Here is a 21,668-nt window from a genome sequence, read left to right as displayed (position 1 = left end):
GACGGTCATGCTACGCTCGATCCTGCTTGCGCTTTCGGTCGTGGCAGCGCCCGCGTTGGCCGACACCGTGACCGTCGACACGTTCGACGGTCCGGTGGAGGTGGAAACCAATCCTGATACCATCGCCGTCTTCGACATCGCCGCGCTCGATACGCTGGGCGCGCTGGGGATCACGGCCGATGGCGCGGTCGCGCCGCTCTACCTGCCATATGTCGAGGAGACAGCCGGAGACGCCACGGTCGTAGGGTCGCTCTTCGAGCCCGACATGGAGGCCGTGGCAGCCCTTGGCCCCGACCTGATCATCGCCGGCGGACGGTCGCAAAAGGCCGTGCCGCAGCTGGCCCGGATGGCGCCGACGCTCGACATGACGATCTGGGATGATGCCGTGGGCGAAGGGCTGGCGCGGCTGGACGCCTATGGCAAGATCTTCGGGAAGGAAGCCGAGGCCACGGCCCTGCGCGCGGACTTCGAAACCAAGCTGGAAGCGGCGAAAGCGGCCGTGGCCGGAAAGGGCAAGGCGCTGATCGTGATGACGAACGGGCCCAAGGTATCGGCCTATGGCGCCGGCGGCCGGTTCGGCTGGCTGCACACCGCGCTGGATCTGCCCGAGGTCATCGACGGCGTCGAACAGACCACCCATGGCGAGGCGATCAGCTTCGAGTTCATCAAGGAGGCCGACCCCGACATCCTGATCGTGATCGACCGGCTGGTCGCCATCGGCCGCGAAGGGGAAAGCGCCCGGACGACGCTGGACAACGCGCTGGTGCGGGACACGACCGCGTGGAAGACCGGCAATGTCGTCTACGTCGACAGCGGCGCGCTTTACATCGCCGGCGGCGGGATCCAGTCGATGAACCGTATTCTGGACCAGTTCATAGACACTTTCGGTGACGGCTGAACCTTTGGAATCTTCGGTGACGTGCAGTTCCCCGGGCCGCCTGCGGGCCGGGTGCGGGCCTGTCTTGGCACGCTCCAGCTGATGTCGCTTCGGGGTACACACTTGCGCCTCGCGCTCAGCCTTCTCGGGCTGGCAGGGCTGTTCGTCCTGTCCCTGCTCGTCGGCGTGATCGACCTGCGGCAAGGCGGAGACGTCTGGCATGTGATGACGGTCAGCCGCCTGCCACGCAGCTTCGCCGTGGTGATCGCGGGCGCGGCACTGGCCGTGTCAGGCGCGATCATGCAGATGCTGGTTCGCAACCGCTTTGTCGAGCCGATGACCGCCGGCACCGGACAAGGCGCAGCCCTTGGGGTGCTGGTCGCGACGCTGCTGTTCCCCGAGGCGCCGATCATCGCGCGAATGGGTTTCGCGGCCATCGCGGCCCTTGCCTCCAGCCTGCTGTTTCTTGCCATGGTCCGCCGCCTGCCCGCGACACAACCGCTGCTGATCCCGCTTGTCGCCCTGATCTACGGCGCACTTGTGCTGGCCATCGTCACCTTCATCGCGTGGCAGACCGATCTGCTTCAGTACATCGAGGTCTGGATCAACGGCGAATTCTCGGGCGTGCTGGCGGGCCGGTACGAGCTTTTGTGGATCGCCGCCATCGTCACCGTGCTCAGCTACGTCGTGGCCGACCAGTTTGCCATTGCCGGCATGGGCAAGTCGGTCAGCATCAACCTTGGCCTCAACTACGATCTCGTGCTGCTGCTCGGGTTGCTCAGCGTCTCGATCACCACGGCGCTGACGGTGGTCACGGTCGGCATGATCCCCTTCGTCGGCCTTGTCGTACCCAACATCGTGTCCCGCCTGTACGGCGACCACCTGCGCGGCACCCTGCCCCTGACCGCGTTCTGGGGCGCGGGTGCGATGCTGGCATCCGACATCCTTGGCCGGCTGATCCGCTATCCGTTCGAAATCCCCGTCGGCACCGTCTTCGGCGTGATCGGCACGGCGGTGTTCCTGTGGCTTCTCTATTCACGGCCGTCCCATGGCGCCCCGTAAGGTCCTGACGCTCCTCGCCCTGCTCGCGCTGTTGTCGGCCGCGGGCTACATGGCGCTGGGTGCGAAAGCACCGTGGAGCTTCCTGCTACCGTTCCGGGGCGAAAAGCTGGCGGCGCTGGTGATCGTGGCGGTGGCAGTGTCGACGGCAACGGTGCTGTTCCAGACCATCACCTTCAACCGCATCCTGACGCCATCTATCATGGGGTTCGATGCGCTCTACGTGCTGATCATGACCGCGTCGATCTACCTCTATGGCGGGGCCGAGGTCGTGGGCTGGTCGCATCTAGGCGTGTTCCTGACCTCCGGCGCGGTGATGATCGGCGCGTCGCTTCTTTTGTTCGGCACCCTGCTGGTACAGGCCCGCGCCGACATCATGCGCATGATCCTGACCGGCATCATCTTCGGCGTGCTGTTCCGGTCACTGACCGGCTTCCTGCAACGGATGATCGACCCCAACGAATACAGCATGCTGCAGGTCGCCTCCTACGCCCGGTTCAATACCATCGAGACCGACCTGCTGCTGATCGCCGCCCCCGTGACAATCATCGCCGTCGCGCTGGCGTGGAGGATGCGCCGCGCGCTGGATATCGTGTCGCTGGGGACCGACGTGGCGCTGGATCTTGGCGAAACCCCGCGGCGGCGGCAGTTCCAGGCGCTGACGCTGGTCGCGGTGCTGGTCGCGGTGGCAACGGCCTTCGTGGGTCCAGTCGCCTTCCTTGGCCTTCTGGTCGTCAGCCTCGCCCATGGGGTGCTGGCCACGCCCTACCACGCGTATCTTCTGCCCGCGGCGGCGCTGATCTCCATCACCGTGCTGGTCGGCGGCCAAACGGTGCTGGAACGCGTGCTGCACCTCTCTACCCCGCTGTCCGTCGTGGTCGACGTTCTGGGCGGCGCGGTATTCCTGTTTCTTGTCCTCAGGGGGAAAGCAAAATGATCCGGTGCGAAGGTATCTCCCATGCCATCGGCGGGGTGAAGATCCTGCACGACGTCTCGCTCGATCTGCCCAAGGGCGGGGTGACGGCGCTGATCGGGCCGAACGGCGCGGGCAAGTCGACACTTCTGTCCCTGATCGCCCGCCTTATCCCGCTGCAATCCGGCCGCATCACGGTGGAAGACCGCGACCTGAGCCAGATGCGCGGCGACGATCTGGCCCGCACCCGCGCGATCCTGACCCAGAGCGTCGATATCGCCCCCCGCCTGACCGTCGAACAGCTTGTGGGCTTCGGCCGCTACTCGCACAGCAAGGGCCGCCCGACCGACGCCTGCCGCACCATGATCGACCGCGCCATCGCCCGGTTCGACCTGCAGGACCTGCGCACCCGCATGATCGACACCCTGTCCGGCGGCCAGCGCCAGCGCGCGCTGATCGCGATGATCTACGCCCAGGATTCCGGATACTTGCTGCTGGACGAACCCTTGAACAACCTCGACATCGCGGCCTCGCGCAGCCTGATGCGGCACCTCGTCGAACTGGCCCGGGACGAGGCCCGGACCGTTCTGATCGTGCTCCACGACGTGAACTATGCCTGCGCCTATGCCGACCGGATCGTGGCCATGTCCGGCGGTCGCGTCGTGGCGCAAGGCCCGCCCGCCGAGATCGTGACCGCCACGCTGCTGAGCGACGTCTTCAACACGGACGCGACGGTCGAACATCTGGCCGGCCGCCCCGTGATCCTCGTGTAGGGTGCGTGGTTCCCACGCACCGCACGCTCACCATTCAGCCCGGGCTTCCATCGCGACCGGACCACCGGCCCGCGCCGTCCACACCTTCAGGCCGTCCCAGTCCTCGCTGGCATTCAGGCTGAAATCGGCGTTGTCGAACAACGGCGACAGGCTGCGGAACCGGAACGCCGTCGGGCGCGCGCCCCGGATATCGGCCGCCATCTGCGCCAGCAGCGTCGCCTGCAGCGGCCCGTGGACGATCAGCCCGGGATAGCCTTCGACCTCGGTCACGTAGGCCTTGTCGTAATGGATCCGGTGCCCGTTGAAGGTCATCGCCGAGTAGCGGAACAGCAGCGGCGCGGTGGGCCGGATCACCGTCCGGTGCGTGCCTTCTGACGCGCGTTCCGGCATCCGCCCGGCCGTGTCGCCGGGGGCCGTCGCATCGCGGTAGACGATATCCTGTCGTTCGGTCAGCACGTCCCTCCCTCCACTGCGGATCTCGTGTTCCACGGTCACGAAACACAGCACCCCGGTCCGGCCCTCCTTCAGCACCACGTCCCGGATGGTGGAGCGACGTTCGACAATCTCCCCCACGCGGATGTCGTCCTGAAACGAAAACGCCCCGCCTGCCCACATGCGGCGGGGCAAGGGCACCGGCGGCAGGAACCCGCCGCGCGCCGGGTGACCGTCATCGCCCAGCTCGGACGTGGGCGCGATGGGCTGGGTCAGGCAGAAATGGATCAGAAGCGGCGCGATATCGCCCTCCTCCGCGCCCGATTGCCGGTCGAAGGTGGCGTTGAACTGGCGGACAAGCGTGCGGCTCAGCCGCTCTGCCTCTACCTGCTCCCGCCCGATCCATTGGCGCAGATGATCGATATCGACCTGCATCAGAACGACCTCGGCATGCCCAGCACGTGCTCGGCGACGTAGGACAGGATCAGGTTCGTGGAAATCGGCGCCACCTGGTACAGCCGCGTTTCCCGGAACTTGCGTTCCACGTCGTATTCATTGGCGAACCCGAAGCCGCCGTGGAACTCGATACAGGCGTTCGCCGCCTCCCAACTGGCCTTGGCGGCAAGGTACTTTGCCATGTTCGCCTCGGCCCCGCAGGGCTTTCCGGCATCATAAAGCGCGCAGGCCTTGTAGCGCATCAGGTTCGCGGCCTCGACTTCGATATAGGCCTCGGCAATCGGGAACTGCACGCCCTGGTTCTGCCCGATGGGGCGCCCGAAGACCTGCCGTTCGCTGACATAGGCGGTGACCTTGTCGGTGAACCAGTAGCCGTCGCCAATGCATTCCGCCGCGATCAAATCGCGTTCGGCGTTCAGCCCGGTCAGGATGTACTTGAAGCCCCTGCCTTCCTCGCCGATCAGGTTCTCCTCCGGGATCTCGAGGTTGTCGAAGAACAGCTCGTTGGTCTCGTGGTTGACCATGTTGGCAATGGGTTTGACGTCCATCCCGCCCTTCATCGCGTCAGCGATGTCGACAAGAAAGATCGACAGCCCGTCCGATTTCTTCGAGACCTCGGCCAGCGGCGTCGTGCGCGCCAGCAGGATCATGTAATCCGAGTGCTGCACGCGGGAGATCCAGACCTTCTGCCCGTTCACGACGTATCGGTCGCCTGTCTTCACGGCCGTGGTCTTCAGCTGCGTCGTGTCGGTCCCGGTCGTGGGCTCGGTCACGCCCATGCTCTGCAACCGCAACTCGCCCGACGCCAGTTTGGGCAGGATCCGCTGGCGCTGTTCGTCCGAGCCGTGCCGGACAAGCGTGTTCATGTTGTACATCTGCCCGTGGCAGGCGCCCGAATTGCCACCCGCGCGGTTGATTTCCTCCATGATCACGCTGGCCTCCGTCAGGCCAAGGCCCGAACCGCCGAAGTCCTTCGGGATCAGCGCCGCCATCCAGCCCGCCCGGGTCAGCGCGTCGACGAAGGCGTCCGGATAGGCGCGGTCGGCATCGACCTTGCGATGGTACTCGGGCGGAAACTCGGCGCAGAGCGCGCGGACACCGTCGCGGATATCCTGGTATTCGTCCGGATCGGTCATGCGTCCCCCTTCGCGTTCTCGCCTGCCCATGGGGATAGCGCCGATCCGCTCGCGGCGACAAGCCCGGACTCCTGAAGGGCAGGCAACGCCGTGACGTAGGACGCCTCCGGCGGGAGTATTTGGGAAAAGAAGAAGCAGGGAATCCCAACTTCTTTGGTCCGGAAATACCTCGGGGGAGTCCGGGCCGCAGGCACGGGCGGGGGCAGAGCCCCCATGCCGCTCCGCGACGCGGGACACCCGCAAACAGGCTTGGCGCCCGGGTCGCCGTTTTGTATTGCTGGCTCCGGAGGTCCGCCGCGGTGTCGATGCGTCAACCAACAGCCGGGGAACGGCACACGGAACGGGTGATGATACGCCCCGTCGCAGCCGACGTCGCGATCGCGACGGCCTTGGCGCTTGCCGGGCTCCTGTCGGGCTCGCTGACCATGATAAGCGAGGCCATCCGCAGCCTCCTGATGCTGCCCGCCTCGGTCGTGGGGTTGTGGCTTTTGCGGGCGAACCATCGCGGGAAGATGGCCCGGTTCGAATTCGGCGTCGACAAGGTTGAACGCTTTGCCTCGATGCTGATCGGCGTCGCGCTCCTGATCTGCGGTCCCCTGATCGCCGGCGGCGCCATCGAAAGCGCCATGGGCCACGGCCTTGCCGCCAGCCCGCTGGGCCTTGCCCTGGCCGCGGCGGTCAATGCCGTCAACACGGCCGTCAACGTGATGGGTTGGCTGTCGCTGCGCTCCCTGCCTGTCGACCGCCGGGGCGAGACCTTCCAGTCTCAATATGCCGCGCGGGTCACGATGATGCGGTCGTCGCTGGTGCTTCAGGTGACGCTGACCGCCGCCGCACTGGCGCAGGACCCGGTTCTGGCCAACGGGCTGGATGCGTTCGGGGCGGTCTATGTCGCGGTGCTCATGATCGCCGGCGGCGTGTCGATGCTGCGGCGCACCCTGCCCCATATCGTCGACCGGCGTCCCGATGACGGCCTGTCCGATCACATTGCCCGCGCGGTGGTCGCGGCCTTCCCCGAGGCCCGTCTGGGCCCGATCCGCACCCGGCCCGTGGGCGAAGGCGTCGCCGCCGAAATCCGGTTGACCCTGCCGCCCCTCACCCCGGCCGAAAACCTGCGCACCGGCCGCGCGACGATCCTGGAACAGCTGGGCGCCCGCGCGGTCCGGCCCGTCACGTCCCTGACCCTTGTTCCCGAACCGTCACAGTAAAATCCTGACCCGAGAAAGACACCGGAGACCACAATGCCCCCCAGACGGATCTACACGCTCGTCATCATTGCCGCGGTGATCTACTGCGGCGTGATGGTGGCGCCCTACCTTCGGTCGACACTGGTGCGCGACGCGGCGGTGACGACATGGGCGGACCGTGCGGTGGCCCCGATTGCCGGCCAGATCGTCAGCGACCTGCCCGCCGTGGGCGAGATCGTGGGCGACGACGGACTGATCGCGACCATAGAGAACACGCTGCTGCTGGCCGAACAGCAATCCATCGAGATGCTGCACCAGAAGGTCGTGCTGGCCCGGATCCGCGCGGAGGAGGCGGAATCGCGGCTGGAAGAGCTGTCGACGATGGACACCAAGCGCCTTGCCGACCGGGATGAATTCGCCGCGATCTTCGAAACCGTGCTGGAAGCCGACATCTCCAGCCTGCGCGCGGAACGCGAGGTCGTCGATGACCGCGTCGCGGTCCTGAACCGGATCACCCAGCGGCACGAGGAACTGAACGCCCGCGGGCTGGATCCGCAGGAGGGGCTGGACGAGGCGATGTTGCGGCTGGCCACGGCCAAGGCGCGCCGCGCACAGATCGAAACCGAACTGAAAGCGGCCGTGCTGCGGCGCAACGCGGCGAAGCGGGGGATCTTCATCTCGGGCGACGGATCGACGCCGGACTGGCTCCGCTATGGCGAGTTCGAACTGACGATGGAAACCCAGCGCGTCAGCCACGAACTGCACCAGGCGCTGTCGGAACTGGCCGAGGAAGAACAAAGCCTCGCCACCGCCGAGAAGACGCTGGAGCATCTCAGCCATGGCACGGTCAAGGCGCCCCCGGGGTCGCTGATCGTGTCGGTCCTCACCTCGCCCGAGGCCACGGTGCAGGCGGGAACGCCCATCGTCGAATGGGTCGATTGCCGGGTGCTGCTGGTGGACGTGCCGCTGCCGGATGCCGAGGCGCCGCTGATCGACACGGGCGACCCTGCCCATGTGATCCTTGAAGGGGAGAACCGGACGCGCGACGCCACGGTCCTGCTGGTCCGCGGCTCGGCCGCGACGCTGGGGCGGACGGATCTGGCCGCGCTGGCCAAGGGGCGTCTGCCGGGGGTCGCACAGGCGGTTCTGACCCTGGACGCGGAGCTGGACGATTTCCCGCGTTGCCCGGTGGGGCGCGCGGCCTATGTCCGTTTCCCGGATGTCGGCCTGATCGACATCATCCGTGCCCGGCTGCGGCTGTGACGACGCCCACGCCCGAACAACGCCATCAGGAGAAGGCGTTCATCCTGACGACGGTCGCCGATACCGCGATCACCGCAACGCTGGCCCTGATCGCCATCGTCGGTGGCTCTCTCGCGATGCTCAGCGAGGCGACGCGCGCGGTGCTGCTGCTGTCGATCAACTTCTACACCATCTGGCTGATGCTGGGCGTCCACCGTGGTCGCTTCACCACCTTCGAATACGGCACGGGCAAGCTGGAGCGCCTGATCTTCGCGGTCGTCGGCGTGGGCCTTTTGCTGGGCGCGTACTGGGTTCTGAAATCCGTGGCCGATGCCTTCATCGATGACGGCCCGCCGGCCAGCCCTCTCAGCCTGACCTTCGGCGCGCTGATCAATGCCGTGAACCTCGTGGTCAACTATATCGGTTGGCACGCGATGACCCGCGCCGCCCGCAAGGATGGCCCCGGCCTGATGGCGGCAGAGATCAGCTCGCGGTTCGGGTCGCTGGTGGGCTCGGCCATCCTGCAGGTCACCATCACCGCGTCGGTTCTGGCGAAAGACCCCGTCATCGTGCTGACCTTCGATGCCATCGGCGCAGTTCTGGTGGCTTTCCTGATGACACGTCGGGGCCTGAAGATGGTGATCGCGGGCATATCCTCGCTGCTCGACCAACCGCCCGATCCCGATCTCGCCCAGAGTATCCGCAACGCCGTCGCCCGCGTCGTGCCCCCTGACGCTTTGGAAACGCTGCGGATGCGCCGTGGCGGGCCGGTGGTCTATGTCGATATCGTGGCCCGGCCCGATGCCTTCAACACGGTGCACGACATCACGTCCGGGGCCGAGGAGATACGTCGGGCCCTGGCCGATCTGCCGGACGGCGTGGACGTGAGCCTGGCCGTCGGAGCGTCGGCATGACGGCAAGGTTGTTATGTCCTGCGGGCTTTGCTTTAAAGCTATGCATCGAATGTGTCTTAAATTTTCTGGACAAGTCAGAAGACCGGCCCATTTGAGTTCACAGGCGTCGTACCGTCCTATGGCGGTGCGCCCGGCCGAATGGTCGGTCACGGCGCCGCAAGAAGGCCCAGGGACGGTACGTCAGGATGCAATCTCTTATGCGTATGAGACACTTGACAGCGCCCTGTTGCCGGGAACTGTTCGCACTGTGCCGTCATGCAACCCCTGAAGACCGGAACTGCAGATGACGGACCTGGAACGGATCGAAGCGATGATCAGCCGCGTCGCCCTGGGTGATCGCGCCGCCTTTTCCGACCTGTACGATGCCACGTCCGCGAAACTTCTGGGAGTTTGCCTGCGTGTCTTGAAGGACAGATCACTCGCCGAGGATGCCATGCAGGACGCTTACGTCAAAATCTGGAGCCATGCCGGCCGCTATACCAGCGGCGTGGCAAGCCCGATGACGTGGCTGATCACGATTGCCCGCAACACGGCGATCGACCGTGCCCGCATGCGCAAGCCTGCCGACAACCTTGCCGATCACGATGCCACGCTCACCGCCACCGGCCCGACACCAGAACAATCGACGGTAGCCGCCTCGCTTGCGCGGAGAGTCACGCAGTGCCTTGCCGAACTGCAGACCGACCGCGCCGCGGCGATCCGTTTGGCCTATCTCGAAGGTCTCAGCTATGCTGATCTGGCGGAACGGTTCGAGGTTCCGCTCAACACCATCCGCACCTGGCTCAGACGGGGGCTGATGACTCTGCGGGCCTGTGTGGAAAGATGAGCGACCCCTTCACCGACATTCCGGACGACGGCGGGAGCGATGTTGCCCTGGCGGGTGAACTCGCGCTGGGGCTTCTGGAAGGCGAGGCGCTGGACGAGGCGCTGGAGCTCTTCAACGCCGATCCGATCTTCGCCGCGCTCGTCGCCGAATGGCGGCTTCAGCTTTCCGTCTACGACGAGGAAGTGGTCGAAGCCCGCGCCCGCCCCGCCGTGAAGGCCGCCCTTGAAGCACGGCTTTTCGGGGATGAACGCGTGCCCGTCTGGCGGCGTCTATGGCCGTGGCAACTGGCCACCGGGGCCGCCGCGCTGGCTGCCGTGTGGTTCGCACTGGCCCCGGTCCCACCCGTCACCGAACCCGACGCAGCAGCACCGGTTTACGTGGCCGAGCTGTCGGCACAGGATGACAGCCTGCGCCTGGTCGCGGCCTATGACCCGGCCGAAGACGCCATCGTCATCCGCCGCACCGAAGGCCAGGCACAGGCCGGCCGCGCCCTGCAATTGTGGGGGATCGCGCCCGACAGCCTACCCGTCTCCATCGGCGTTCTGCCGGATGATCCCGACGCCCGCTTTGCCGTCCCGGCCGACCTCGCCGACCGTGTCGCCGGCCTGACGCTTGCCGTCAGCGACGAACCGCCCGGCGGTTCGCCCACCGGCCAGCCGACCGGAGCCGTCCTTGCCGCGGCGCCCTTGGAAGGAATTTAGGAAAATTAACCACGTTTTTTCATAGACTTGTAATTTTCCCTTGGGTCGTCTGAAACTTCTCCTCCAAACATCACGTGTCTTCTGGTGATTCAGGGCCTCCAGCCCTGATCGAACGGAGGTGCTATGACATCCTGGATCGCCTGTGCATTTCTTGGCCTGGCCCTCGCTGCGGCTGGGCCTGCTCTGGCCGCCGATCAGGCCGTGCCGAACTGGCCGATGTCACAGAGCCGGACCATCACTGACAATGCGGAGGCGGCAGAGGGCTTTTCGACCCTCGTGTCCGCGATGACGCAGACCGACATCGCCCGGCTGCTGCAGGAACCGGGACCGTTCACCGTCTTCGCCCCGGCCGACGCAGCCTTCGCGAAGCTTTCGCCCCAACGGATGCAGACGCTGATGCATCCCGACAACCGGAGCGAGCTTGCCAGGCTTCTGGGCGCTCATGTCGTGCGCGGGAAGATGAGCTCTCCGATCCTGACGGCAATGGCGCGCGCATCGGCCCACGGAGGTTACCGGATGTACACCGTGTCGGGTGATTTCCTGCTGCTTCGGCCCCGCGACGGCAAGTTGTGGCTGCGCGACGAACACGGGAGCGTCGGGCTGATCACCATGACCGATATCAGTCAATCGAATGGCGTGATTCACGTCGTCGATACCGTTCTGGTTCCATTCTAACCGTCCCGGAACCAGGACGGGTCGGGCGGCCCCCCAGACCGTCCGGCACCAGCGCCGGCGCCCCCTGTGCGCCGGCGCTGACTTTTTCAGGGAACCGGCCGTTCAGCCACGCATTTCACGGTGCACCCATGATCTCCATCATCCGGGCATCGGCGATGGCGTCGGCAGCATAGGTGAACGTCCCGTCCCGCTTCATCTCCTCGGCCGCGCGCTGCACCGCGCCCATCGCCGTCCGGAACAACGACCCGCCGACGCTGATCCGCCGCACGCCGGCGCGGGACAGGTCCGCCACGGAAATCGCCGGGCCGGAGAGACCCATGACAACGTTCACCGGCCGGTCGACCTCGCGGCAGACGGTTGCAATCGTGTCGATGTCCGGCAGGCCCGGCGCGTAGAGAACATCCGCCCCGGCCTCGGCGAAGGCCTGCAGGCGCACGATGGTGTCGGCCAGGTCGGGCCGGCCCCACAGGTAGTTCTCGGCGCGGGCGGTCAGCAGGAACGGCAGGTCGCGCGCGGCCTCGGCCGCGGCGCGGATCCGGTCGGTGGCATGGGAGAGGTCATAGATCGGATCGTCGGGATCGCTGCGCGCATCCTCGATCGAACCGCCGACCAGCCCGGTGGTCGCGGCGTCCCGGATGCACGCGGCGCAGTCCTCGGGCGTATGGCCGAACCCGTTCTGCAAGTCGGCCGAAACGGGCAGGGCGGTCGCCGCCACGATCTGGCGCGCATTCGCCAGCACCTCGTCGCGGGTCAGCAGGTTCGCCATGTCCGGTTTGCCGGAGGAGAACGCATAGCCCGCGCTGGTGGTGGCCAGCGCGTCGAACCCGGCCGCCGCAAGCAGCCGCGCCGATCCCGCATCCCACGGGTTCGGCATGACAAAGGCACCGGGGCCCTCATGCAGTGCCTTGAAACGGGTGTAGCGGTCGGTCTGATCGGTCATGGTCCCTGTCTCCCTTGTTACCTGCACAAGCCTAGCACGGCAGGAACAAAGTGGGAACAATTGACATTGGCAGGCACCGCGCCTGTCGACGGCAAGGGAGGAGGCGGGCCTCCCGCCTCCGACCGGGGAGGGTGGGCGGGGCCGTCGACAGGCGCGGTCCCGACGCCCGAGCTGCCGACTGGCCCGCCAAGCGTGCGATGCGTCCGCTCGGGCCCTAGAAGCCGATGGCGCACCCGTCCTTGCGGGGGTCGGAGCCTGCGACCAGCATGCCCGTCTCCGGATCGATCATGATCGCCTGCGCGCCGCCGATGGGAGAGCCGGGGCGCACAAGATCGTGTCCCATGGCCGTCAGAGCGTCGCGCATCTCCTGAGGGATCGTGCCTTCGACCTCGACCTGCCCCGAATAGGGATCGGGGAAGAAGCGCGGTCGGTCGATGGCTTCCTGTATATCCAGCCCGAAATCCAGCAGCCCCGTCAGGAACTGCATGTGCCCGAAGGCCTGGTACTGCCCGCCCATCACGCCATAGGGCATCACCGCGCGTCCGTTCCGCGTGACCATGCCGGGGATGATCGTGTGCAGCGGCCGCTTGCCCGGGGCGATGCAGTTCGGGTGATCCGCATCCAAAACGAAGCCCATGCCCCGGTTCTGCAGGATGACGCCGGACTCAGGCGCCGTCTGGCCGCTGCCGAAGCCGTTGAAGATCGTGTTGATGAAGCTGCAGCAGTTCCGGTCCTTGTCGACGACCGTGATGTAGACGGTATCCGGATGCCGCGGCACGGTGAAGAGCGGCAGATCCTTCAGCGCGCGGGCCGGATCGATCGCGCCCCGCAGCGCATCGGCATGGGCCATGGACAGAAGCCCTTCGACTGGCACGTCCGAGAATTTCGGATCGGCCACGAAGAGGTTCCGGTCGCGATAGGCCAGCCTTCCCGCCTCGATCTCAAGATGCATCCGTTCGGGCGTGATCGGCCCGGACGGGTCGATGTCGAAGCCCGCCATGATGTTCAGCAGCATCAGCGCCGTCACGCCCTGCCCGTTCGGCGGACACTGGTGAACGGTGTAGCCCCGGAAGTCGGCCGAGATCGGGGTGACGTAATCGCCTACCCGGTTCGCGAAGTCCTCCATCGTGTGCAGCCCGCCGCGGGATTGCAGGAAGCCCACGATATCTTCGGCCACCGGGCCGGAATAGAAGCCTTCGCGCCCCTCTTCGGCGATGCGGGCCAGCGTGGCGGCCAGCTTGGGGAAGCGCAGCACCTCGCCCGGTTTCGGCGCGCGGCCCTTGGGCAGGAACATCGCGGCAGAGTTCGCCTCGTTTGCCAGAAGCGCCTCCTGACCCGCGAAATCGAAGGCCACGCGGGGCGACACGGGGAAGCCGTCGCGCGCATAGCCGATGGCGGGCTGAAGAAGATCGCCCAAAGACCACGAGCCATGGTCGCGCACCAATTGCGTCCACGCGTCGACGGCGCCGGGAACGGTCACGGAATGCGGGGTCTGGCGTTCAAGCGCGGTGATGCCCTGCGCGGCATACCAGTCCGGCGTGGCGCCGGTGGGCGCGGCGCCCGAACCGTTGAAGGCCACCACCTCGTCGCTTCCGCCGGGGGCGTAAAGGCAGAAGCAATCTCCGCCGATCCCTGTCGATCCCGGTTCCACCACGCCCTGCACGGCGCAGGCGGCCACGGCGGCATCCATCGCGTTGCCGCCCCGGCGCAGCACGTCCACCGCGGCCTGCGTGGACAGGGGATGCGAGGTTGCGGCCATCGCCTGCGGGGCATGGACCGGCGAGCGGCCGGGATGTTCTAGATCGCGCATGGGACGGGCCTTTCACTGGGCGGGAAAATCGGGCCGACAGAACCCCAATTTCCCGCCCGCGGCAAGCATGACCCGACACGCGGGTCGTTCAGCCCTGCGGACCGACGCTTGCGATGTAGGCCGCGATGTCGTCGACGCCCCGGTTCACCTTGATCGCCATCTTCGACTTGGCCTTCGGATCGTCGAGGTAAGTGCGCAGAAATTCCCGCGGGTCGGCGGCGTATTCGACAAGGTTGGTCTCGTCCCAGACAAGACCCTGCTGACCGGCTTGCACCAGCGACTCGGAATAGCTGTAATCCTCGACGGTGCCCGCGGTGCGGCCGAAGAGGCCATAGAGGTTCGGCCCCACCCGTCCGCCTTTCACGATCACGTCGCCATTGTCGGCGGTGATGCTGTGGCAGGCCTTGCACTTGTTGAACCCGCGTTCACCCTTGTCCGGATCGCCGTCGGCGAAGGCCGGCAGGGCAAGGACGGTCAGGGCGAGCGTTGCGAACCTGGCGATGGACGTCATGGCTGAGTCTCCTCGGTCTGGATGCTTTGCCCGGCATAGATAGGGCGGACAGCCGCGGTTGGGGAGGTTCCGGGCCGGATCACGTGCGGGTCCGATCGCCGCACCGAAGATGCACGCGCCATGTATTATTGGGCGTTCAGGCTTTTCCAGGTGGGCATGATGTCCCCGTCGACCGTGCTGGCCTCGAAGACGCCGCGGGCGATGGCGCGCGCCAGGCACAGCGCCGCGGCATGGCCGATGGCGCCAAGGCGCATCGGGCCGAAATCGTCGTTGGGCACCGGGCGGGCGTTGGTGGACACGGCGAAGACAAGGTCTCCGTCACTGGGCAAATGCGCGGGCACCACGGCGCGGGCGATCCCGTCATGGGCGGCGATGGCCACGCGCTTGGCTTCCGACTTGGTCAGCGTCGCGTCGGTCGCCACAATGGCGATGGTGGTGTTCGCGTGTTCCGCAAAGGCCGCGAGCTTGCGGCTGACATAGCCCGGTCCCTGCCCCGTGACGGGATCGGGGCCGAGGCCGCCGAACTCCCCATCGACCTCGAACGGGGCGGCCCAGAAATGGCGTTCCCCGGGCGTAGTGGCCGAGCCTACGGCGTTCACCACCACCAGCGCGCCGACGGTGGTTCCGTCGTCCATCACGTAGGAGGCGGAGCCCAACCCCCCCTTCAGCGTGCCCGACAAGGCGCCGTAGCCTGCCCCGTGGCTGCCCAGCAGGACATCGGGGCCGGCAGCCTCGAACGCGGCGCGGCCGAGGGCGGGATAGGGGGTATCGGTCCAGTTCTTGTCACCGCCATTCAGCAAGTCGAAGACGATGGCTGCGGGAACGAGCGGGATGTGCAGGTGATGCAGCGGCAGGCCACGGCCTTGCGCGCGCAGGCCAGCCACGACGCCGCTGGCGGCATCGACGCCATAGGTCGACCCGCCCGACAGCACGATCGCATCGACGGCCGCGACCGATTTTTCGGGGTCCAGCAGCGCTGTCTCCCGCGTGCCGGGGGCGCCGCCGTGGATCGCGCAGGAGGTGGTGAGGGAGTGCGATTCATGCATCAGGACAGTTGTGCCCGACCGCAGATCGGCGTCATGGGCATTGCCGACCAGAAGGCCCGGCACATCGGTGATCATGTTCTTGGGACCGGGACGCATCAGATGCTGCACCCGCCGGTAAATTGATCCATCAGCCGCATGGCACGTCTCCCCTTCTGTTCGCGGGGCAGACTAGCGGCTGACCCCGGGATCTCAATCGGGAAAGGTCATTCGTCGTCGACCTTGCCGCGGAGCGCCTTCACCGTGCCGCGCGCCTTTTTCGATTCAAGCCGGCGCCGGATCGAACCCTTGGTGGGCTTCGTCCTGATCCGCCGCTTTGGGGCGACGGTGGCCTTGGCGATCATCTCGATCAGCCGATCGCGGGCGATGGCGCGGTTGCGGGCCTGGCTGCGGGTTTCATCGCACTGGATGACCAGCGTCCCGGCATCCGTCCAGCGGCGCCCGGCGATCCGCTTCAGCCGGGCCTTCACGGGGCCGGGCAGCGACGGGGAACGCGCGGCCTCGAACCGCAGCTCGACGGCCGAGGACACCTTGTTCACGTTCTGCCCGCCGGGGCCGGAGGCGCGGACGAACTGTTCCGTCAGCTCCCAGTCCTGCAAGGCTATATCATCGGTGATCCGCAACATGGGACGGTGTTTAACCCAGGCCGTACCAATCAAAAAGGGCCGTCCGACACGGACGGCCCTTCGAAAGTCCAAGGAGGCGGGTCGGTAAGACCGCTCCGGTCAAGTGGGCGGGCGAGCCGCCAAGGGCTGCCTCAGCAGGCGACCTCCCACTTTGTCCCAACACCTCGCTCCATATGCTTTCTCGACACTGGATCACCTCCTTTTCTGCTGTTTCAGGTGGGTCCAGACTTGCACGGCTTAGCGTCATCGCAAAACGATTTTTCAGCCCTCGGTTCCCTGTGGGTGCAAATGCGTCTCGAAACCGAACATGAAGTAGTCACGCTGGTATATTTCGGCGGCACGATTTTCCAGCGCGGTGTCCGCGATCCGGGACAGGGCAAAGGGCGCGTCCGGCTGCGCCGGTTCCGGGACCGGTGGCGCGTCGATCCCCAGCGACATTGCAAGCCGGGGCAGAAAATTCGCGATCTCGGTCTCGCGGAAGACATGGTCCGGCAGCACGAAATCCCCGAACCCGCGCAGCGCCTCCCACTGGCTGGCCCAGGCGGGATCGGTGCGGAATGCGGTCTGCCCGTTCAGGTTCGCGGCGACGAAATCGAGATAGGCCGCGAAGGCGGTGCGATGGTCGCGTTCGGTATAGGCGGGATCATCCGGGTTTTCGGGGATCGGCGCATCGTGATCGCGCACCAGCATCGCCCGGATCGCGGAAAAATTGCCCGGATCGCGCGACAGGACGCGCGTGCAGAACACGTGATGCGCGCGTTCCAGCGGATGACGCACGACCGTGAAGCTGCGGTGGCCCGGATGATCCTGTTTCCAGCTGCGCATCTGTTTCTGGTTCATGCCGCGCTTCAGCGCCTCGACCGAAACGGAATCCAGCGCGGCGAGCCATCGCTCGACCTCGGCCTCGGGTCCGCCGCGGATGGGCATGTAGAGCACCGGCGCACGGGCCCCGGCAACGTGGCGGATCACCGACGGGCCCCGGCGGGGTTCGAAATTCGGTGTCCGCGTCAGGTTGAAGGAATCCAGCGTCGCCAGCCCGTCGGCCATCGCCTTCGGGTTCGAGACCTTGGACGCCACCGGGCCGGGGTTCTGCGGGATCAGCTTGTCGTCAAGGCTGTCCAGCCGCGCGTCGATCCCCAGCCATTTCGCAAGACCGTTCATCGCGTCGAGATCCTGCAGATCCTCGTAGCCGACATAGAACGCCGTCTGCCCGCCGTGCTGAAGCCCCTTCATGATGCGGACCTGAAAACATTGCAGGTCTTCGAGGAAGGTTTCGAATTCAGGCATCCGGAACAGGGCCTTGGCCTCGCGCCGGCGGGTGATGTCGGTCAGGATCCATTGCCCGGTCGACTGCGCGATCTTCCACGAGACGTAGCTTTCGAGCGGATTGCGCGTCAGCACGATCTTGGCGCAGCGCGGATCGGCCAGCATCATCCTGAACGCGCGGGGGTCGTGATCGTGGAAGAACCGCATCCCCCCCAGAACGCCCGGCTGGTTGCGGATGGTCGAAATCATGCCCTCGGGATCGGCATCGCGCGCGGATTGCGAGATGCCCAGCACGTCGCGGGATTTCGGGTAACCGATGAAATGCGGATTGAACACTTCGCCATAGCTATGCACACCGGCCAGGGCGTTCAGGTTCGCTTCGAGGAAGTTCGATCCGGTTCGCATGCCGGCCAGAACGACGAAATAGTCGAAATCTTGCGCCATGGATCAGCGGACGAGATACGGTTTACGCACGGGGGGAACCTGCATGTGGTCTGATTGCTCGACAGGGAAGTCACCCATCAGATAGGGGTGCATACCCTCGTTCTTGAGATGTTGAAGGAATTGGCCGAAGCCCGACAGGTCGCGCAGACGCGGGGCTTCGGACAGGTGACGCTGTCCGGACTGGCCGAATTCGTCGGTGATCGTCTGCAGTGGCTCCATGGGGGATTCGATGAATTCCGCCATCGACCAGATCCGCACGCGGGCGTTGGCCCAGGACGCGCGCATGATCTCAAGCTGCTGGGCTTCGATCTTCTGCAGCCGCGCCGCCGTCTGCCGCAACTGCGCGAAGGACGATCCGCTGCGGAAGAGCGGCACCGCCCAGGCCCCCGAGATGATCGAGATCTGCGCATTCGGATCGCGGACCATCATGAAGTTGATGTCCTGCGTGTCGGCAGGGCCGTACTGGAAACATTGCCGCTCGCCGCGGGTGTTCCAGATCAGGCTGGTCAGGAACTGGCAGGCGTCGTAATCGCGTAAGGTCGCGCTGTCGGACAAGGCGCCGTTGATGACCGTCTGCCCGTCGGCGAAATGCGCGCGGTCCGGCGCGAACAGATGGCCGTGCACGCGGGCGCCGGTGGTTCTGGTCAGCCAGTCCTCGAAATCCTCGAAGATCTCGGTAAAGCCCTGGAACATCGAATAGGGCTTCGCGGTGATCCCGTGTTCAAACCCCTGCCGCGGGAACCGGCTTTGCATCTGCAAGCCGGCGCGTCCCCGCAGCCGGCGGTCCACCGCGCGGGCGAAGATGCGGTCGATCTTGCCGGGGTTGGGTTCGGACCGACCGGCCGCGACCCCGCCCGAGCCCAGGAACGTCTGGTAAAGGCGCGTGGCCCGGGGCCAGATCTTGCGGGCAACGAAACAATCGGACCGCCGCAGAAGCTGCAGGTGATCGTCGTAGAAGACGTGCGGCTTGCCCTGGAAATCGAACTTCGACAGGGTCAGCGACCGGCTTTCGACCTTTCGGGAATGAATCCGGGCCAGCGACTGGAAATAGCTTTCGTCCGGAATCCAGACCTCGCGGAAATAGGCCACGTGCCGACGGCGGTTGGGATCGGACAAGATCTCGTCGAGCGTGCGCCGCGTCAGGCACCACCACTGGCTGCCCATGTGCGGGACCAGTCCCTGCGGAATGCGCCGCCGGATCCCGATCTTGCGCTGAAGCTCGACGGACTTGTCGAACAGGTACCGCTGCCGCTTCCACGAGAACGGGAAGAACATCGTGAACCTTTCGTCCGAAAGCCCGCCGACGATCCACGGCACGTCGGCCGTCGTGGCGCTTTCGATGAAATCGGTGTCGGGGCGATCGTGGAGGTACTGGACCAGCTCCTCGACCGGGCGAAGCGGGATGCAGGAGCCCGACGCCAGGAAGACATGATCGGCCTGCGGGAATTCGGCCAGCATGACCTCGCAGGCGGAAATGGTCGCCTGCACGATGCTCCACTTGCCCCATTCGCAGCGATGCCGCTTGGAAAACCGCACCAGCGGATCGGCGTTCAGCGCCATGCTGAAACGGTCGTACTCGGCCGTGGGGGATTTCCGGTCGACATGGATCACGACGGGACAACCGCTTTTCGTCCAGTGCCGGGCAACCTGTTCGGCACGCTCGAAATCGGTGTGGACCAGCATGATGATCCCGACGGTCATGCCCAGTTCCCCTTGGACATGAGGCCCAGGATTTCGAGTTGGCGCCAGTTGATGTAGCGTTCGGACCAGCGGCACCACAGATCGGTGCTGTCCGGCCCTTTCCGGACATAGGCGCGGTATTCCATCGACGCGGCGTAATGCTGACGGCGCTTTAGTTCCTCGCGCGCCTTGTCGTTGAACGTCGACAGGAACTTGGCATGCAGCAGAGCGCCGGAAGGTTTTTCCCCGCCCCATTGTTCGTAGACATGGTTCAGCCCCCGTGGCAGCAGCGCGTGGGTCGAGCTAAGGTAGACGTTCCGGCGCGACCATTTAACCAGCGGTATCTTGTTCAGCGCTGGCGCCTTTTCGGGATGATCGGCAAAGAAGGCGCGCGCGCGGGGGCCCCCCTGGATCCACAGTTCGTGGTAAGCGTGGTTGCGGCGGAGCGTGTAGTTGCCGCTGTCGAACCAGAGCGCGGTTTCGAACGGGTTGTCGCCACGCTTGTAAGGAACGTCACCGATGGGCCCCTTGGGATACATGTCCAGAAGCATCGCGCTGAAACTGCGGACGCCCGACGCATCGAGCCAATCCGTCAGCGCATTGATAGGCCGCGTATCGCAGAACGGGTAAACGAAGAACTCATCGGGATCGACGACAAGCGTCCAGTGGTTGTTCCCGTAGCGCCACAACAGGTGGTTGATCCAGTCCATCCCGAAGCGGCTGCGCTTGTAGCTGGCCGTCGTGTGCCAGATCGAGACATCTTCCTGCTGCGACAGGTAATCCAGGCTTCCATCGGTGCTGTCGTTGTCGACGAACAGGAAATGATTGACGCCGAGGTTCCTGTAATACTTCAGGAAGTAGGGCAGCCGGACATCTTCGTTCCGTGCGGTGCAGAACAGAAGAACGTCGCCGCGACCGATCTGTGACGTGCGGTCTGCAACGCAACGCAGTTCCCTGCGTTTCCGGAAGGCGCGGGCCTTGTATCGCTGCCGTTTCACCCTCAGCCGAAGCCGGCGTATTATTCCCAAGTCCAGGTCTCCTGCACCTGAAGCAACCGGCCATTCGACGTCGGTCGCGAAGGTTCAGTTGAACGCCGTTTCGGCTGCGTGATCCTGCAATCTGTCGATCCGGATCCGTTGCCTATCATAGTAACGAAGTGATTATGCCCGGTAAACATGGTTCCGGACGGGCTCTGCTGCGGTCCGGTCATGTCCATCCTCCCCGTGACATCAGCCCCATGCCCTCCAGCTGCCGCCAGCTGACGAACCGGCTGGATTGCGCGCACCACAGCGTCGGGTTGGCGATCAGACGGTCGTAATAGGTTTCGTACAGATCGCTGTTCTCGAAATGCTCGCGACGGGATTTCTCCTCTTTCGACTTCTCTACGATGGTGTCCAGGAACTTGGTATGCAGCAGGATGCCCGAGGTCGCCTCTCCCCCGTCCGTGGCATAGACCGTGTTCAGAGCATAGGGCAGGACATAATGCGTAGATGTCACGTAGCAATAGCGCCTGTTCCACCTCACCAGCGGGATCTTGTTCAGCGTCGGCGCGCGGCGCGGGGACGTGTCGAAGAACACCCGGGCACGCACGCCACCCTGGATCCACAGGTTGCCATGCCGGGGCTGAAGGCGGATCGTGTAGTTGCCGCGGTCGAACCACGGCATGACCTCCACCGGGTTCTGTCCGGGTTCATAGTGTGCGTCGCCCAACCGGCCTTTCGGGTAAAGGTCCAGCATCATGGCGCCGAAACTTGGCACGCCCGACCGGTCCAGCCAGTCGGTCAGGGCGGGAAGCGGACGGGTGTCGTGATGCGGGTAGATCAGCAATTCGTCGGCATCCACGGTCAGGCACCAGTGATCGTGCCCGTGCCGCAGCATCAGCCATGTCAGCCAGTCGATCCCGAACCGGGCTTTCTTGTAGCTGGCCGTCGTCTGCCAGAGCGAAACGTCAGGTGCCGCGCGCAGTTGCTCAACCGTGCCGTCGTCGGACCCGTTATCGACGATCAGGAAGTGATCCACGCCCAGTTTGCGGTAATGGGACAGGAAGTAGGGCAGGCGCACGGCCTCGTTCCGGACGCAGGCAAACAGGAGGATGGCGCCAGGTTCGATTGCAGACGTGCGATCAACGACCGGTTTCATCTGCCGGCGCTTGCGCAC

The 21,668-nt window shown here is 65.5% G+C and carries 21 protein-coding genes; 10 read left to right on the top strand and 11 right to left on the bottom strand.

Going from position 1 to position 21,668, the window contains the following annotated elements:
- The first annotated feature begins 7 nt into the window (after positions 1-7).
- The 4 genes from D4754_RS01860 (at position 8) to D4754_RS01845 (ending at position 3,622) form a co-directional block, all read left to right on the top strand.
- Positions 8-898: a siderophore ABC transporter substrate-binding protein gene (locus D4754_RS01860; protein WP_121061060.1), complete on the top strand. Its 891-nt coding sequence runs from the start codon at positions 8-10 to the stop codon at positions 896-898.
- 81 nt (positions 899-979) lie between these two features.
- Positions 980-1,939, top strand: coding sequence for an ABC transporter permease (locus D4754_RS01855; RefSeq protein WP_121061059.1), 960 nt, complete (start codon positions 980-982; stop codon positions 1,937-1,939).
- Complete coding sequence (locus tag D4754_RS01850) at positions 1,926-2,873, top strand: iron chelate uptake ABC transporter family permease subunit (RefSeq protein ID WP_121061057.1); 948 nt, start codon at positions 1,926-1,928, stop codon at positions 2,871-2,873. Before D4754_RS01855 ends, D4754_RS01850 begins: the two co-directional genes overlap by 14 nt.
- The gene (locus D4754_RS01845) at positions 2,870-3,622 is read left to right on the top strand and encodes an iron ABC transporter ATP-binding protein (RefSeq protein ID WP_121061055.1); all 753 of its coding nucleotides are present in this window, start codon (positions 2,870-2,872) and stop codon (positions 3,620-3,622) included. The genes D4754_RS01850 and D4754_RS01845 overlap by 4 nt, the downstream gene beginning before the upstream one ends.
- Positions 3,623-3,649: 27 nt before the next feature.
- Here the strand turns inward: D4754_RS01845 and D4754_RS01840 are convergent, their stop codons facing one another.
- Together D4754_RS01840 and D4754_RS01835 are read right to left on the bottom strand one after the other, a co-directional pair.
- Positions 3,650-4,489, bottom strand: coding sequence for an HTD2 family dehydratase (locus D4754_RS01840; RefSeq protein ID WP_121061053.1), 840 nt, complete (start codon positions 4,487-4,489; stop codon positions 3,650-3,652).
- Positions 4,489-5,646, bottom strand: coding sequence for an acyl-CoA dehydrogenase family protein (locus D4754_RS01835; RefSeq protein ID WP_121061051.1), 1,158 nt, complete (start codon positions 5,644-5,646; stop codon positions 4,489-4,491). Before D4754_RS01835 ends, D4754_RS01840 begins: the two co-directional genes overlap by 1 nt.
- A 347-nt stretch (positions 5,647-5,993) precedes the next feature.
- Here D4754_RS01835 and D4754_RS01830 point away from each other — a divergent pair, with 347 nt between their 5' ends.
- The 6 genes from D4754_RS01830 to D4754_RS01805 all read left to right on the top strand — a co-directional run bounded on the left by D4754_RS01830 (position 5,994) and on the right by D4754_RS01805 (position 11,191).
- Positions 5,994-6,854 (top strand): cation efflux transmembrane domain-containing protein, encoded by an 861-nt coding sequence (locus tag D4754_RS01830; protein WP_163025744.1) that lies wholly within the window; start codon positions 5,994-5,996, stop codon positions 6,852-6,854.
- A 33-nt stretch (positions 6,855-6,887) separates the two neighbouring features.
- Positions 6,888-8,096, top strand: coding sequence for an HlyD family secretion protein (locus tag D4754_RS01825; RefSeq protein ID WP_121061047.1), 1,209 nt, complete (start codon positions 6,888-6,890; stop codon positions 8,094-8,096).
- A complete protein-coding gene (locus D4754_RS01820) occupies positions 8,093-8,989 on the top strand; it encodes a cation diffusion facilitator family transporter (RefSeq protein ID WP_163025743.1) in 897 nt (298 codons plus the stop codon). Before D4754_RS01825 ends, D4754_RS01820 begins: the two co-directional genes overlap by 4 nt.
- Positions 8,990-9,272: 283 nt before the next feature.
- On the top strand, positions 9,273-9,815 hold the full coding sequence (locus D4754_RS01815; protein ID WP_121061043.1) for a sigma-70 family RNA polymerase sigma factor: 543 nt from the start codon (positions 9,273-9,275) through the stop codon (positions 9,813-9,815).
- On the top strand, positions 9,812-10,516 hold the full coding sequence (locus D4754_RS01810; protein ID WP_121061041.1) for an anti-sigma factor: 705 nt from the start codon (positions 9,812-9,814) through the stop codon (positions 10,514-10,516). The genes D4754_RS01815 and D4754_RS01810 overlap by 4 nt, the downstream gene beginning before the upstream one ends.
- A 123-nt stretch (positions 10,517-10,639) precedes the next feature.
- Positions 10,640-11,191 carry a fasciclin domain-containing protein gene (locus tag D4754_RS01805; protein WP_121061039.1) on the top strand — a complete coding sequence of 184 codons (552 nt, stop codon included), beginning with the start codon at positions 10,640-10,642 and terminating at the stop codon, positions 11,189-11,191.
- A 115-nt stretch (positions 11,192-11,306) separates the two neighbouring features.
- On the opposite strand, the gene D4754_RS01800 is transcribed toward D4754_RS01805, so the two are convergent.
- The 9 genes from D4754_RS01800 to D4754_RS01760 all read right to left on the bottom strand — a co-directional run bounded on the left by D4754_RS01800 (position 11,307) and on the right by D4754_RS01760 (position 21,650).
- Positions 11,307-12,131, bottom strand: a complete 825-nt coding sequence (locus D4754_RS01800) for an isocitrate lyase/PEP mutase family protein (RefSeq protein WP_121061037.1) — start codon at positions 12,129-12,131, stop codon at positions 11,307-11,309.
- Between the two features lie 214 nt (positions 12,132-12,345).
- The gene (gene ggt / locus D4754_RS01795; RefSeq protein WP_121061035.1) at positions 12,346-13,941 is read right to left on the bottom strand and encodes a gamma-glutamyltransferase; all 1,596 of its coding nucleotides are present in this window, start codon (positions 13,939-13,941) and stop codon (positions 12,346-12,348) included.
- A gap of 88 nt (positions 13,942-14,029) precedes the next feature.
- Positions 14,030-14,452: a c-type cytochrome gene (locus D4754_RS01790; protein ID WP_121061033.1), complete on the bottom strand. Its 423-nt coding sequence runs from the start codon at positions 14,450-14,452 to the stop codon at positions 14,030-14,032.
- A 125-nt stretch (positions 14,453-14,577) separates the two neighbouring features.
- Complete coding sequence (locus D4754_RS01785) at positions 14,578-15,594, bottom strand: P1 family peptidase (RefSeq protein WP_121061575.1); 1,017 nt, start codon at positions 15,592-15,594, stop codon at positions 14,578-14,580.
- A 107-nt stretch (positions 15,595-15,701) separates the two neighbouring features.
- Entirely contained in the window at positions 15,702-16,121 is a 420-nt protein-coding gene (gene arfB, locus D4754_RS01780) for an alternative ribosome rescue aminoacyl-tRNA hydrolase ArfB (RefSeq protein ID WP_121061031.1), read from the bottom strand.
- Positions 16,122-16,382: 261 nt separating this feature from the next.
- On the bottom strand, positions 16,383-17,831 hold the full coding sequence (locus D4754_RS01775; RefSeq protein WP_121061029.1) for a nodulation protein NodH: 1,449 nt from the start codon (positions 17,829-17,831) through the stop codon (positions 16,383-16,385).
- Positions 17,832-17,834: 3 nt separating this feature from the next.
- Positions 17,835-19,532: a DUF5927 domain-containing protein gene (locus D4754_RS01770; protein WP_121061027.1), complete on the bottom strand. Its 1,698-nt coding sequence runs from the start codon at positions 19,530-19,532 to the stop codon at positions 17,835-17,837.
- Positions 19,529-20,515 carry a glycosyltransferase family 2 protein gene (locus D4754_RS01765; protein ID WP_121061574.1) on the bottom strand — a complete coding sequence of 329 codons (987 nt, stop codon included), beginning with the start codon at positions 20,513-20,515 and terminating at the stop codon, positions 19,529-19,531. The genes D4754_RS01770 and D4754_RS01765 overlap by 4 nt, the downstream gene beginning before the upstream one ends.
- Positions 20,516-20,717: 202 nt before the next feature.
- Complete coding sequence (locus D4754_RS01760) at positions 20,718-21,650, bottom strand: glycosyltransferase family 2 protein (RefSeq protein ID WP_121061025.1); 933 nt, start codon at positions 21,648-21,650, stop codon at positions 20,718-20,720.
- Positions 21,651-21,668 lie beyond the last annotated feature (18 nt).

Source organism: Chachezhania antarctica, from assembly GCF_003646465.1.
Taxonomy (GTDB): Bacteria; Pseudomonadota; Alphaproteobacteria; order Rhodobacterales; family Rhodobacteraceae; genus Chachezhania; species Chachezhania antarctica.
This window is presented reverse-complemented; position numbering and strand designations above follow the sequence as displayed.

Bases quoted from the DNA above. Each gene is read 5' to 3' on its own strand.
- D4754_RS01860 (WP_121061060.1), top strand. From the start codon at position 8: ATGCTACGCTCGATCCTGCTTGCGCTTTCGGTCGTGGCAGCGCCCGCG.
- D4754_RS01855 (WP_121061059.1), top strand. From the start codon at position 980: ATGTCGCTTCGGGGTACACACTTGCGCCTCGCGCTCAGCCTTCTCGGG.
- D4754_RS01850 (WP_121061057.1), top strand. From the start codon at position 1,926: ATGGCGCCCCGTAAGGTCCTGACGCTCCTCGCCCTGCTCGCGCTGTTG.
- D4754_RS01845 (WP_121061055.1), top strand. From the start codon at position 2,870: ATGATCCGGTGCGAAGGTATCTCCCATGCCATCGGCGGGGTGAAGATC.
- D4754_RS01840 (WP_121061053.1), bottom strand. From the start codon at position 4,489: ATGCAGGTCGATATCGATCATCTGCGCCAATGGATCGGGCGGGAGCAG.
- D4754_RS01835 (WP_121061051.1), bottom strand. From the start codon at position 5,646: ATGACCGATCCGGACGAATACCAGGATATCCGCGACGGTGTCCGCGCG.
- D4754_RS01830 (WP_163025744.1), top strand. From the start codon at position 5,994: ATGATACGCCCCGTCGCAGCCGACGTCGCGATCGCGACGGCCTTGGCG.
- D4754_RS01825 (WP_121061047.1), top strand. From the start codon at position 6,888: ATGCCCCCCAGACGGATCTACACGCTCGTCATCATTGCCGCGGTGATC.
- D4754_RS01815 (WP_121061043.1), top strand. From the start codon at position 9,273: ATGACGGACCTGGAACGGATCGAAGCGATGATCAGCCGCGTCGCCCTG.
- D4754_RS01810 (WP_121061041.1), top strand. From the start codon at position 9,812: ATGAGCGACCCCTTCACCGACATTCCGGACGACGGCGGGAGCGATGTT.
- D4754_RS01805 (WP_121061039.1), top strand. From the start codon at position 10,640: ATGACATCCTGGATCGCCTGTGCATTTCTTGGCCTGGCCCTCGCTGCG.
- D4754_RS01800 (WP_121061037.1), bottom strand. From the start codon at position 12,131: ATGACCGATCAGACCGACCGCTACACCCGTTTCAAGGCACTGCATGAG.
- ggt (WP_121061035.1), bottom strand. From the start codon at position 13,941: ATGCGCGATCTAGAACATCCCGGCCGCTCGCCGGTCCATGCCCCGCAG.
- D4754_RS01790 (WP_121061033.1), bottom strand. From the start codon at position 14,452: ATGACGTCCATCGCCAGGTTCGCAACGCTCGCCCTGACCGTCCTTGCC.
- D4754_RS01785 (WP_121061575.1), bottom strand. From the start codon at position 15,594: ATGCGTCCCGGTCCCAAGAACATGATCACCGATGTGCCGGGCCTTCTG.
- arfB (WP_121061031.1), bottom strand. From the start codon at position 16,121: ATGTTGCGGATCACCGATGATATAGCCTTGCAGGACTGGGAGCTGACG.
- D4754_RS01775 (WP_121061029.1), bottom strand. From the start codon at position 17,831: ATGGCGCAAGATTTCGACTATTTCGTCGTTCTGGCCGGCATGCGAACC.
- D4754_RS01770 (WP_121061027.1), bottom strand. From the start codon at position 19,532: ATGACCGTCGGGATCATCATGCTGGTCCACACCGATTTCGAGCGTGCC.
- D4754_RS01760 (WP_121061025.1), bottom strand. From the start codon at position 21,650: ATGAAACCGGTCGTTGATCGCACGTCTGCAATCGAACCTGGCGCCATC.